The organism is Streptococcus parapneumoniae (assembly GCF_037076355.1).
Taxonomy (GTDB): Bacteria; Bacillota; Bacilli; order Lactobacillales; family Streptococcaceae; genus Streptococcus; species Streptococcus parapneumoniae.
Genome location: NZ_AP026968.1, coordinates 83806 through 97542 on the forward strand (window position 1 = coordinate 83806; position 13737 = coordinate 97542).

Genomic DNA, 13737 nt, shown 5'->3' on the forward strand with positions numbered 1-13737 from the left:
AAACTAAAAACGATGTACAACTACAAGATAAAATATATGATAGTGGTAGTCTAGAATACAGAATAATTAAGTTAGGGGAGAACTATGGGAAAAAATTTTTATGCAGTTCGAGTTGGCGCAATTCCTGGAATTTATACAGATTGGGAAGAAGCTAAAAAGCAGATAAATGGTTTTCCTAATCAACAGTACAAAGGATTTGAAACAGAAGAAGAAGCAGTAAAATATCTGTACAATCTTGAAGGAAAATATAATCATTTAGAGAAGTTAGGAGAGGGTGGTTTTGCAGAAGTATACAAAATTCTAGATTCTACAAAACCTATAGTAATCAAAATACTAAAAAAAGATTTGCTAGAAGATCAGGGAGCGGTTAGTCGGTTTCATAGAGAGTATGAGATAACAAAATCTTTGTCAGATTTACCAGGTGTGGTTAATGTTTATGATTTTACAGAGACAGATATATCATATAGTATGGAATATTTAGACACTACACTAGCTAATTTTATTTATCAAAAGAAAGATTCACTTGAATTATCTGAGCAACTAGATATTATAAGGAAAATTCTTTTAATCATTACTCAAGTTCATGAGAGAGGTATTATCCATAGGGATATTACTCCAAGAAATATTTTTTTGAACAATGGTCAGATTGTTTTAGCAGATTTTGGTTTAGGTAAGGATTTAAATTCTTTAAGTAGCCATGAAACAATGTATACTAGAAATTTTGGAGTATACGATTATTGTTCGCCAGAACAATATCAGCAGTTAAAAGATGCTACCAAGCAAAGTGATATATACTCTCTAGGTAAAGTGATAAATTACATTATGACTGGTAGTCCTAGAGATAAAAATCATATTTTTAAAAGTGTTGTTGAAATTTGTACTACCTCTGATCCAGACCGAAGATATATTGACTGCGAAGCAATTTTAGATAATATAAATCAAATATATGAGTTCAGCCAGAAAAAGGATGCAGAGTCTGTTGTAGATTTGAATTTAAGAAACGGGAATTTGACAGTTTATGTACAAGATTATTTACAAAAGGTATCAGGGGAAGATTTATGTCAAAAATTAAATGATAAAAATTATCTAAATTTTAACAACTTATTGATTCAATATATGTACATTTCCAAAAATAATGGGGAAGAAATAATCAATAAAATAGCAAAATCATTCAAAGGGTATTGTGGAAATAGCTTTGCATCGTATGATGCATTTGCGACCTTTGCTAGACAGATTATTGATGAAGATTTTTCGCAAGTTATTAAAAATATATCAATCTCTATTCTAAATTATGTTGCTTGGGGAGTGAATAGATTTTATGCACAAGATTTAGTAAGAAACTTAATAGATAGTAATCAAAATGCTACACAATTTATAACTTTACAAAAATTAAAAAGTAAATCTTGGGATGAGTTTGACTAAAAACATATAGTCGTACTTCTTTTTTAGAAAATAAAATAAAGAAAGTAAAAGAGGGCAAGTTCAAGTATTTGAACTCGAGATAAAAGTTGTCTCTCTCCTGTAAAAAAATAAATAATTAGAAAGGAACAAGGGTACCGTATTTCTTAAACTGAATACGGGCTATGGACTTGGCCAAAAAGATAGTTTTCCTAGAAGCTGACGCTTCTTCGTCTAAACTCCTATTTTGACTTTGTCCGCTTAACGCCCTTAATATCTTAATTATGATCAACCGTTACTCTCGCCCTGAGATGGCGAACATTTGGAGTGAAGAAAATAAATACCGTGCTTGGCTTGAGGTGGAAATCTTGGCTGACGAGGCATGGGCTGAGTTGGGGGAAATCCCTAAGGAAGATGTGGCTTTGATTCGCGAGAAGGCGGACTTTGACATCGACCGTATTTTGGAAATTGAGCAGGAGACTCGCCACGATGTGGTTGCCTTCACACGTGCGGTTTCTGAGACTCTTGGCGAAGAGCGCAAGTGGGTCCACTACGGCTTGACTTCTACTGATGTGGTGGATACTGCCTACGGTTACCTCTACAAGCAGGCCAACGACATCATTCGTCGTGATCTTGAAAACTTCACCAACATCATCGCTGACAAGGCCAAGGAGCACAAGTTCACCATCATGATGGGTCGTACCCACGGTGTGCACGCTGAGCCTACAACCTTTGGGCTTAAATTGGCGACTTGGTACAGCGAAATGAAGCGCAATATCGAGCGTTTCGAGCATGCGGCTGCTGGTGTGGAAGCTGGTAAGATTTCTGGTGCGGTTGGTAACTTTGCCAACATCCCACCATTCGTAGAGCAATACGTCTGCGACAAATTGGGTATCCGTGCCCAAGAAATCTCTACACAGGTCCTTCCTCGTGACCTTCACGCTGAGTACTTTGCGGTTCTTGCCAGCATCGCAACTTCTATCGAACGTATGGCGACTGAGATTCGTGGTTTGCAAAAATCTGAACAACGCGAAGTAGAAGAATTCTTTGCCAAAGGTCAAAAAGGTTCATCTGCTATGCCTCACAAACGCAACCCTATCGGTTCTGAAAATATGACAGGTCTTGCGCGTGTTATCCGTGGTCATATGATTACAGCCTATGAAAACGTTGCTCTCTGGCACGAACGAGACATTTCCCACTCATCAGCTGAACGCATCATCACACCAGATACAACTATCTTGATTGACTACATGCTCAACCGCTTTGGAAATATTGTCAAGAACTTGACGGTCTTCCCAGAAAATATGATCCGCAATATGAACTCGACATTTGGTTTGATTTTCAGCCAACGTGCTATGTTGACCTTGATTGAAAAAGGGATGACCCGTGAGCAAGCCTATGACTTGGTACAACCAAAAACAGCCTACTCTTGGGACAACCAAGTAGACTTCAAACCACTGCTAGAAGCAGATCCAGAGGTGACATCACGCCTCACACAAGAAGAAATCGACGAGATCTTCAACCCTCTTTACTACACTAAACGAGTGGATGATATTTTTGAACGTCTTGGATTAGGATAATTAAAATAAAATCGAATTTCTATTACTCCATTTATAGGAGTAGCAGAACTTCGATTTTTCTTTTTTATTAAAGTGCTTTAGAAAAAAATAACCAATATTTTATAATATGTTGAATATAGAATAGTATACTGTGACTTCTAAAATATTACTAGAAATTGATTTGAATTTCCTAATCGATTTGTCCATATTCTATTTCAATCTACTATGTTATATAATAAGCATAGAAAAAGCCCAAGCGCTTAGGCTCAGGCTTTCTTCTTAGTGATCACGATCACATGAGATGAATTTAATCTTGTAATAATCAGATCGTTTGTAAGTTTCACTGTATCCTAAAACTTGACCAGTTGATTCGAGTTTGGTGATTTTAGTTTGTAGGACAGTAGGGAATTGTTCATCGACTCCGAGGACTGAAGCCGCATGTTCTGGAGTTGGAAAGACTATTTCGTTGATTTCTTCAAAGTGTTCATCATTCATGTGAATGTGGTAGTCTAACTTGAAACGGTTATAGATAGAACTATAGTATTCAAGGTTTGGATAATTTGCGTTGATATATTGTTCTGGGATGTAGGATGTATGGTAGATATAAACGACACCGTTTGATTCGCGGACACGTTCAATCTTGTAGTAGAATTGATCGCCGCGTAGACCCAATTTTTCCAAGTAAGCGAGTTTGTTTCCGCGTTCAATTGAAAGAACAGTTACCTTATCATCTTTAGCATTAAAGAGTTCAATATCTGAAAACTCTACAAGCTTGTGTTTGCGTGCACGTGAAACGAAGGTTCCTTTTCCTTGTTGGCGGACAATATAGCCATCTTTAGCAAGGTCGTTTAAGGCGCGGACAACTGTGATAGAACTGACATCGTACATTGAAATGAGCTCTGCTTCAGTGTAAAATTTATCTCCACTGCTAAACTGCCCAGAGATGATTTTATTTTTTAATTCGTCTTTTATGTATTGATATTTGGGAATTGCCATATTTTTACCTCTATTTTCCTTCTCCACAGAAAATTTTACCATAAAAGCGAAAAAAATAGTAGTCTTTTGAATAAAAAATTAGAAAAATAGTTTGAAAAATTAAGGTACATAAGCATTACTCATATTTTATAAATGTATTTTATACAAAATTATTTTAGGTTCCATATTCTGAATGTAAAGAGCGTTTGAAATGGGTCTGAAAATGTTTGAAACTAATTGAACGTGTGTATAATGGTAAAATTACAGTAAATATTCCGACAATTTCTATTGACAATTCAAACAGATTGGTTTATAATTACTATAACAACGAGTGAAAGCGCAAACTTTGCAATCAAAAGGTAGTTTTATGACACGATTTGAGATACGAGACGATTTCTATTTAGATGGGAAACCGTTCAAGATTTTGTCCGGCGCCATTCATTATTTTAGGGTTCCTCCAGAAGATTGGTATCATTCGCTCTATAACTTGAAGGCTCTTGGCTTTAATACGGTAGAGACTTATGTGGCTTGGAATTTACACGAGCCTCGTGAGGGTGAGTTTCACTTTGAAGGGGCTCTGGATTTGGAGAGGTTTCTTCAGACAGCACAAGATTTGGGTCTTTACGCTATCGTTCGTCCGTCACCATTCATCTGTGCGGAGTGGGAATTCGGTGGTTTACCAGCCTGGCTCTTAACCAAGGATATGAGGATTCGTTCATCAGATCCAGCCTATATTGAGGCTGTCGGTCGCTATTATGACCAGCTCTTACCACGATTGGTTCCACATCTGTTGGACAATGGTGGCAATATCCTCATGATGCAGGTTGAAAATGAGTATGGTTCTTACGGAGAAGATAAGGATTATCTGAGAGCAATTCGACAGCTAATGGAAGAGCGTGGCGTAACCTGTCCCCTCTTTACGTCAGATGGTCCATGGAGAGCTACTCTAAAAGCTGGAACCTTAATCGAAGATGACCTCTTTGTAACAGGAAACTTTGGTTCTAAGGCACCTTACAACTTTTCACAGATGCAGGAATTCTTTGATGAGCATGGTAAGAAATGGCCACTCATGTGTATGGAGTTCTGGGATGGCTGGTTCAATCGTTGGAAAGAACCGATTATCACACGGGATCCAAAAGAATTGGCAGATGCAGTTCGAGAGGTTTTGGAACAAGGCTCTATCAATCTCTACATGTTCCACGGTGGTACAAACTTTGGCTTCATGAATGGTTGCTCAGCTCGAGGAACTTTGGACTTGCCACAAGTTACATCTTATGATTACGATGCCCTTCTGGATGAAGAAGGAAATCCAACTGCTAAATATCTTGCAGTCAAGAAGATGATGGCGACACATTTCCCAGAGTATCCACAGTTGGAACCACTCTACAAAGAGAGTATGGAGTTGGATGCTATTCCACTAGTTGAAAAAGTTTCCTTGTTTGAAACCTTAGATAGCTTGTCAAGTCCGATAGAAAGTCTCTATCCTCAAAAGATGGAGGAGTTGGGACAAAGCTATGGCTACCTACTCTATCGAACAGAAACAAACTGGGATGCAGAAGAAGAAAGACTTCGTATCATTGATGGTCGAGATAGGGCCCAGCTGTATGTCGATGGTCAGTGGGTTAAAACCCAATATCAGACAGAGATTGGGGAAGATATTTTCTATCAAGGTGAAAAGAAAGCGTTATCTAGGATTGATATATTGATAGAAAATATGGGGCGTGTCAACTATGGGCATAAGTTCTTAGCGGATACGCAACGTAAGGGAATTCGGACAGGGGTTTGTAAGGATTTGCATTTCTTACTAAACTGGAAACACTATCCACTCCCACTAGACAATCCTGAGAAAATTGATTTTTCAAAAGGATGGACTCAAGGACAACCAGCCTTTTATGCTTATGACTTTACAGTCCAAGAGCCAAAAGATACTTACCTAGACTTGTCTGAGTTTGGTAAGGGAGTTGCCTTTGTCAATGGGCAGAATCTAGGACGTTTTTGGAACGTCGGCCCAACACTCTCGCTTTATATTCCTCATAGCTATCTCAAGGAAGGTGCCAACCGCATCATCATCTTTGAAACAGAGGGCCAATATAAAGAAGAGATTCATTTAACTCGTAAACCTACACTAAAACACATAAAGGGGGAAAACTTATGACAATTGTAGGATGCCGTATCGATGGACGTTTGATCCACGGACAAGTAGCCAATCTTTGGGCTGGGAAACTAAATGTTTCACGTATTATGGTTGTAGATAACGAAGTTGTCAACAATGACGTTGAAAAGAGTGGTTTGAAACTTGCGACACCACCAGGTGTAAAATTGAGTATTTTGCCAGTTGAGAAAGCCGCAGCCAATATTCTTGCTGGTAAATACGATAGCCAACGTCTCTTTATCGTGGCTCGTAAGCCAGACCGCTTCCTTGGTTTGGTAGAAGCAGGTGTACCACTTGAAACCCTTAATGTTGGGAATATGTCTCAAACACCAGAAACTCGTTCTATTACACGTTCTATCAACGTAGTGGACAAGGATGTGGAAGACTTCCGCAAACTAGCAGAAAAAGGTGTTAAACTTACTGCTCAAATGGTTCCAAATGATCCAATTTCAGACTTTTTGAGCTTATTAAAATAGGAAAAAATTTTTTAGGAGGTCATTGTTATGATACAATGGTGGCAAATTTTACTTCTCACTTTGTACTCAGCTTATCAAATCTGTGATGAGTTGACGATCGTTTCATCTGCAGGTTCTCCTGTATTTGCTGGTTTCATTACTGGTTTAATCATGGGAGATGTGACTACTGGTTTGCTTATCGGTGGTAACTTGCAACTGTTCGTTCTTGGGGTTGGTACCTTCGGTGGTGCTTCTCGTATCGACGCAACTTCTGGTGCGGTTCTTGCGACAGCCTTCTCTGTTTCACAAGGAATTGATGCACCGCTTGCAATTACTACAATCGCTGTACCAGTAGCAGCTCTCTTGACTTACTTCGACGTTCTTGGACGTATGACTACTACCTTCTTCGCTCACCGTGTGGATGCTGCAATCGAACGCTATGACTATAAAGGTATTGAACGCAACTACTTACTTGGTGCGATTCCGTGGGCTCTATCTCGTGCCCTTCCAGTCTTCTTTGCCCTTGCTTTTGGTGGTGAATTTGTACAAGGCGTAGTAGACTTCGTTACAGAATACCAATGGGTTGCAGATGGTTTGACACTTGCAGGACGTATGCTTCCAGGTCTTGGATTTGCAATCTTGCTTCGTTACCTTCCAGTTAAACGTAACCTTCACTACCTTGCTATGGGATTTGGTTTGACAGCTATGTTGACTGTTCTTTACTCATATGTAACAGGTCTTGGTGGCGCTGTTGCTGGTATCGTAGGTACTCTTCCTGCTGAAGTTGCTGAAAAAATTGGTTTCGTGAACAACTTCAAAGGTTTGTCTATGATTGGTATCTCTATCGTAGGTATCTTCCTTGCAGTGCTTCACTTCAAAAATAGCCAAAAAGTAGCTGTAGCAGCACCTTCTACACCATCAGAAAGTGGGGAAATCGAAGATGACGAATTCTAATTACAAACTAACAAAAGAAGATTTTAATCAAATCAACAAACGTAGCTTGTTTACTTTCCAATTAGGTTGGAACTACGAACGTATGCAAGCTTCTGGTTACCTTTACATGATCTTGCCTCAATTGCGTAAAATGTATGGTGATGGAACTCCTGAATTGAAAGAAATGATGAAAGTTCATACTCAATTCTTCAATACTTCACCATTCTTCCATACCATTATCGCTGGTTTTGACCTTGCCATGGAAGAAAAAGATGGTGTAGGTTCAAAAGACGCCGTTAACGGTATCAAGACAGGTTTGATGGGACCATTCGCTCCTCTTGGGGATACAATCTTTGGTTCACTTGTACCTGCTATCATGGGGTCAGTCGCAGCAACTATGGCTATCGCTGGTCAACCTTGGGGTATCTTCCTTTGGATTGCAGTTGCAGTAGCGTATGACATCTTCCGTTGGAAACAGTTGGAATTTGCCTACAAAGAAGGGGTTAACCTTATCAACAACATGCAAAGTACTTTGACAGCTTTGATTGACGCTGCATCTGTACTTGGTGTCTTCATGATGGGTGCTCTTGTAGCAACAGTGATTAACTTTGAAATTTCTTACAAGTTGCCAATCGGTGAAAAGATGATTGATTTCCAAGACATCTTGAACCAAATCTTCCCACGTTTGCTTCCAGCAATCTTTACTGCCTTTATCTTCTGGTTGCTTGGTAAGAAAGGTATGAACTCTACTAAAGCTATCGGTATTATTATCGTACTTGCTTTGGTTCTTTCTGCCCTTGGTCACTTTGCACTTGGAATGTAATTTTTATGGCGAAATCATTGATTTTGGTGAGCCATGGTCGCTTCTGTGAAGAGCTTAAAGGTAGTACGGAAATGATTATGGGCCCACAAGACAACATTCATACAGTAGCTCTTCTTCCAGAAGATGGGCCAGAAGACTTTACTGCAAAATTCGAAGCTGCTATTGAAGGATTGGATGATTTCCTAGTCTTTGCGGATCTTCTCGGTGGGACACCTTGTAACGTGGTAAGCCGTTTGATTATGGAAGGTCGTGACATCGAACTTTACGCAGGGATGAATCTTCCAATGGTGATTGAATTTATCAATGCGAGCCTTACAGGCGCAGATGCGGACTATAAGAACCGTGCTGCAGAAAGCATTGTGAAAGTTAATGACCTGTTAGCGGGCTTCGATGATGACGAAGATGAATAAGATGTGACAACGTGAACATCGTCAGAACAACTTATATAGAATATACATGGGAATGGGGCTTACTCCCATTCCCATATTTGATAGAAAAAGAGGAACTCAATGCTACATTATACAAAAGAAGACTTGATCGAATTGGGTGCAGAAATCACTACACGTGAAATCTACCAACAGCCTGACGTATGGAAAGAAGCTTTTGAATCTTATCAAGCAAAAGGTGAAGAAATTGCAGCCTTCCTACAAGGGATTGCTGATAAACATGACTATATCAAGGTTATTTTGACAGGTGCTGGGACTTCTGCTTATGTGGGAGATACCTTGGTGCCTTACTTTAAGGAAGTCTATGACGAACGCAAATGGAATTTCAATGCTATTGCGACCACAGATATTGTTGCCAATCCAGAAACTTATTTGAAAAAAGATGTGGCAACTGTCCTAGTATCTTTTGCTCGCAGCGGAAATTCACCTGAAAGTGTGGCGACTGTTGATTTGGCCAAGGCCTTGGTGGATGAGCTTTACCAAGTGACGATTACGTGTGCAACGGACGGTAAATTGGCTCTTCAAGCCCACGGTGATGACCGTAATCTCTTGCTCTTGCAACCAGCTGCTTCTAATGACGCTGGATTTGCTATGACCTCTAGCTTTACGTCTATGATGTTGACAGCTCTCTTGGTCTTTGATCCTACAGAATTTGCTGTGAAAGCTGAACGTTTTGAAGTTGTATCTAGTCTTGCCCGTAAAATCCTAGACAATCCAGAAGATGTCAAAGAACTTGTTGACCTAGACTTTAACCGTGTCATCTACCTTGGTGCAGGTCCTTTCTTTGGACTTGCTCATGAAGCTCAGCTCAAGATTTTGGAATTGACAGCTGGCCAAGTGGCGACCATGTATGAAAGTCCAGTTGGCTTCCGTCACGGTCCAAAATCTCTGATCAACGAAGATACAGTTGTCTTGGTCTTTGGGACAACGACAGACTACACTCGTAAGTACGACTTGGACTTGGTTCGTGAGGTTGCTGGTGACCAGATTGCTCGTCGTGTTGTGCTTTTGAGTGATCAAGCCTTTGGTCTTGAAAATGTCAAAGAAGTGGCCCTTGGTTGTGGCGGTGTCTTGAATGATATTTACCGTGTCTTCCCTTACATCGTTTATGCTCAACTCTTTGCCCTATTGACTTCACTTAAGGTCGAAAATAAACCAGATACACCGTCTCCTACTGGTACAGTAAACCGTGTGGTACAAGGTGTTATCATCCACGAATATCAAAAGTAAGACAGTGTTTATGAATTCTTGATAAAGGAGTTTGTAAATCATACAAGTAAACCATAGATTGTCAATTCGCTTTCTATGGTTTGTTTGATTGAGAGAAATAGTAAAAGGAGAACAGAATGAAAGCATACACAGAGCGTGTGTTTGGAAATGTTGAGGGACAAGATGTCTTGGCCTATCGATTTGAGACGGACGGTGGTTACCAACTTGAGGTTATGACTTATGGTGCGACCATCTTGCGTTATGTCACACCTGACAAGGATGGAAATTTTGCCAATGTTATCTTGGGATTTGATGATTTTGCTAGCTATGTAGGTAATAGTCCCAAGCATGGAGCAAGTGTAGGTCCTATGGCGGGTCGTATTGCAGGTGCGACATTTGAGCTCAATGGTAAGATCTATGACCTTGAAGTCAACAATGCTAGCAACTGTAACCACAGTGGTTCAACTGGTTGGGATTCCAGCTTGTTTGAAGTTGTAGAAGTAAGTAATCATGGCTTGACCCTCTACACAGAGCGTACAGATGGGACAGGAGGATTTCCTGGGAATCTCAAGATCTGGATTAGTTATCACTTGGAAGAAACTGGTGCCTACGAAATTAGCTACAAGGTAACAACTGATCAGGATACGCTGGTCAATCCGACCAACCACAGCTATTTTAACTTGTCTGGTGATTTCACGCAGACGATTGACCGTCATGTCTTCCAACTAAACACAGAGGGTATTTATCCAATCGCTCCCGATGGTGTTCCGGCCAAAACTCCAGATGTAAATCGTGATGTGGTCAAACACATCTACAATGGTGCCTTGTTGAAAGACATCTTTGCAGAAGAAGATGAGCAAATCCAGCTGGTATCTGGTTTGGATCACCCATTTGCTCTTCCTGCAGGTCATGACAATGCTGGTTTCCTTTATGACCAAAACTCAGGCCGCTTCCTGCTTTTCAAGACAGAGTCTCCTTGCTTTGTAGTCTACACAGCAAACTTTGTGGATGAGAGTGTCATCATAGGAGGTCAGCCAATGGTACAGCACAATGGGATTGCCCTTGAAGCGCAGGCTTTACCAGATGCCATTCACAGTGACTTCAAAGACCAAGTCATCCTTAAAGCTGGTCAAACCTTCACTAGTAAGACACGTTATGAACTTGTTGTGAAATAAAGAATCATTGCGCCTACTTTTGGAATTTAGGAATAGGTAAGCAAAGACAAATAGTAGGAAAATATGATATAATTAAACGTTGAAAGGTATCTGTTAAGATAATATTCAAACTACAATAAGGAGTAAGAAAGAAATGAAGAAAATTGTATTTGCTAGTGCCTTGGCTTTGACTTTGGCAGGAGCAGTTTTGACAAATGATGTTTTTGCGAACGACAGACTGGTTGCAACGCAATCTGCTGATGGTAATGTATTGACCTCAGAGGTGCTAAAACCTTCTAGTGGCAATGTTTTGGTTGGAATCAAGGGAGAATTTTTGCCTCCTCATCAACAATCTATTTTAGATGCTATCAATAAAATTCGTAAAGAAGCAGCCGACGAAGGTTTGGTAGATAAGTATGTTCCTGTCAAATGGTCAGTTGACCATGAGAAAACGGCTTTTGTACGCGCTGCTGAGGTATCTGTTGCGCTGAAGGCTGAACGTCTTTCCAGTAAAAACAACTGGACTGCCTTTCCATCTGGTAATAGCCTAAGTGGAGAAGCTTTAGATTTGAATCCTGATGGATTTCTAAAAGCAATTGAAAACTGGCATGCTGAAAAGGCGCAATATGTGGCGAAAAAGAAAGATAAAACATCAAAAGAATTTTCATCTTATTATGAGAACTTGATTAACCCTAAATTTACCCATGTGGGTCTTGCTGCTTTTAAAAATGCAGCTAGTCCTCAGAAGGCAGCAACGGTTGCTCTGGCTCTAGGAACTACGACTTCTTCAGAGGAATTGGCTGGTGGATATGGTTCTGCTGTTCAGTACACAGAAGTGACTGCCTCAAACCTTTCAACAGTTAAAAGTAAAGCTATAGTTGTAGAAACACCGCTGAAAGATTTCAGAAAATCCACATCTGATCAGTCTGGCTGGGTGCAGTCTAATGGCAAGTGGTATTTTTATGAGTCTGGTGATGTGAAGACAGGCTGGTTGAAAACAGGTGGTCAATGGTACTACTTGAATGATCTAGGTGTCATGCAGACTGGATTTGTAGAAGTTGATGGATCGGTGTATTATCTAAGTAACTCAGGTGCTATGTTTACAGGCTGGGGAACAGATGGTAGCAGATGGTTCTACTTTGATGGCTCAGGAGCTATGAAAACAGGCTGGTACAAGGAAAATGGTACCTGGTATTACCTTGATGAAGAAGGGATCATGAAGACGGGCTGGTTTAAAGTAGGTCAACACTGGTACTATGCAAATGGTTCAGGCGCTTTGGCCGTTAGCACAACAACACCAGATGGTTACCGTGTCAATGCTAATGGTGAATGGGTAAGCTAGGCTGAAAATAGCAAGTCATAGGTAAATTATTCATCTTACTAGCAAAAAGAATGAACGATAAGAAAGAGGTTGATGGCAAACATTGACCTCTTTTTTGGAGTGTCTCGAGTCAGTTGCTACTAGCTGAAAACAAGGGCGAGTCACCATCTATCGCAAATATACCACAGTTATCACTAGACTATTCCTAATTCAAAAATCAACCTTTTGATATATGGAAATGTGAGTTTTATCTGCAATCGAAAAGCAAATACACACCTTGTCTTTGAAGTCAAGTGAGTATAAAAGAGAAACTCTAAGGGAGAGAATGTAAAGAAATACAAAAGTTTTCAAAACGATTTTCATAAAAACTTTGATAAAACAAATAAAATTCCGAACGAAAATGTAACACAATTGTAATATAAAACACTTGACAAGTATTTACGGGGGGGGGGTATACTTAATATAGTATAGTCTGAAAATGATTATCAGAAAAGAGGTAAATTTAGATGAATAAGAAAAAAATGATTTTAACAAGTCTAGCCAGTGTCGCTATCTTAGGGGCTGGTTTTACTACGGTTCAACCGTTATTAGTTGTAAACGCTGACGAAAATGCTACTCAACCAGCTGTACCAAAAGTTATTCAAGATGCTCAATCGGATGCTGATAAAGCGGATGCTAAAGTTAAAGAACTTGAGAAAAAAGTAGCTGATAAAACAACAGAAGCTACAACAGCAAACACTAAATTAGAAACAGAGAAAAAAGAAGCTGCTGATGCTAATCAAGCAAAAGCTGATGCTGAAACAGCAAAAACTGATGCAGAAAAAGCTAAATCTACTGCAGACGAAGAATTAGCTACTGCTAAAGATAAAGCCGCGGAAGCTGATACTAAAGCCAAAGAAGAAGCTGATAAAGAAGCTGCTAAGAAAAAAGAGGAAGCTGATACTAAAAAACAAATCTCAGACGCTTTAGATAAATTATTAGCAGATGGTGAAAAAGCTATCAATGAAAACGCAAAAATCATTGATAAAGAAAAAGCTATTAAAGAATTCAAAGAAAAAATTGGGAAAGAAGACCTATTAGCTGCAATCGAAGCAGGTGAAATCTCAATTGATGATATTGCTGCTGAGTTAAACGACGATGCTGCAAAAGCTGAGGCGAACGAAGTTGCTGATAAAAAAATGCGCGATAAAGAGCAAGCCGCTGGATCAACAACTATGGAGGCTGGTGCTACAGCTGTACAACCAAAAGAGAAAAAAGCTATCACTTCTGACTCTGATCTAAAATCAAAACTTGATGAAGCTGAAAAAGCAGA

11 protein-coding genes are annotated in these 13737 nt (G+C 39.7%); 10 read left to right on the top strand and 1 reads right to left on the bottom strand.

The window, feature by feature from the left end:
- Positions 1-84: 84 nt before the first annotated feature.
- Both SP4011_RS00485 and purB read left to right on the top strand, forming a co-directional pair.
- A complete protein-coding gene (locus tag SP4011_RS00485) occupies positions 85-1422 on the top strand; it encodes a viroplasmin family protein (protein ID WP_338619450.1) in 1338 nt (445 codons plus the stop codon).
- A 260-nt stretch (positions 1423-1682) separates the two neighbouring features.
- Positions 1683-2978 carry an adenylosuccinate lyase gene (purB, locus tag SP4011_RS00490; protein WP_012972422.1) on the top strand — a complete coding sequence of 432 codons (1296 nt, stop codon included), beginning with the start codon at positions 1683-1685 and terminating at the stop codon, positions 2976-2978.
- A 258-nt stretch (positions 2979-3236) separates the two neighbouring features.
- Here the strand turns inward: purB and SP4011_RS00495 are convergent, their stop codons facing one another.
- The gene (locus SP4011_RS00495; RefSeq protein ID WP_173277324.1) at positions 3237-3953 is read right to left on the bottom strand and encodes a GntR family transcriptional regulator; all 717 of its coding nucleotides are present in this window, start codon (positions 3951-3953) and stop codon (positions 3237-3239) included.
- A gap of 346 nt (positions 3954-4299) precedes the next feature.
- On the opposite strand from SP4011_RS00495, the gene SP4011_RS00500 reads away from it, so the two are divergent.
- The 8 genes from SP4011_RS00500 (at position 4300) to SP4011_RS00535 (ending at position 12446) form a co-directional block, all read left to right on the top strand.
- Complete coding sequence (locus SP4011_RS00500; protein WP_338619451.1) at positions 4300-6087, top strand: beta-galactosidase; 1788 nt, start codon at positions 4300-4302, stop codon at positions 6085-6087.
- Positions 6084-6560, top strand: a complete 477-nt coding sequence (locus SP4011_RS00505; protein ID WP_173283545.1) for a PTS sugar transporter subunit IIB — start codon at positions 6084-6086, stop codon at positions 6558-6560. The genes SP4011_RS00500 and SP4011_RS00505 overlap by 4 nt, the downstream gene beginning before the upstream one ends.
- 27 nt (positions 6561-6587) lie before the next feature.
- Positions 6588-7493 (top strand): PTS mannose/fructose/sorbose/N-acetylgalactosamine transporter subunit IIC, encoded by a 906-nt coding sequence (locus tag SP4011_RS00510; RefSeq protein WP_000617006.1) that lies wholly within the window; start codon positions 6588-6590, stop codon positions 7491-7493.
- On the top strand, positions 7480-8295 hold the full coding sequence (locus SP4011_RS00515) for a PTS system mannose/fructose/sorbose family transporter subunit IID (RefSeq protein WP_173282998.1): 816 nt from the start codon (positions 7480-7482) through the stop codon (positions 8293-8295). The genes SP4011_RS00510 and SP4011_RS00515 overlap by 14 nt, the downstream gene beginning before the upstream one ends.
- 5 nt (positions 8296-8300) lie before the next feature.
- On the top strand, positions 8301-8705 hold the full coding sequence (locus tag SP4011_RS00520) for a PTS sugar transporter subunit IIA (protein WP_173218987.1): 405 nt from the start codon (positions 8301-8303) through the stop codon (positions 8703-8705).
- A gap of 99 nt (positions 8706-8804) precedes the next feature.
- Positions 8805-9971, top strand: coding sequence for an SIS domain-containing protein (locus SP4011_RS00525; protein WP_173218985.1), 1167 nt, complete (start codon positions 8805-8807; stop codon positions 9969-9971).
- 116 nt (positions 9972-10087) lie between these two features.
- Positions 10088-11125, top strand: coding sequence for an aldose epimerase family protein (locus tag SP4011_RS00530; RefSeq protein WP_173282996.1), 1038 nt, complete (start codon positions 10088-10090; stop codon positions 11123-11125).
- A 133-nt stretch (positions 11126-11258) separates the two neighbouring features.
- Entirely contained in the window at positions 11259-12446 is a 1188-nt protein-coding gene (locus tag SP4011_RS00535; RefSeq protein WP_173249693.1) for a CAP domain-containing protein, read from the top strand.
- Positions 12447-13737: the final 1291 nt, after the last annotated feature.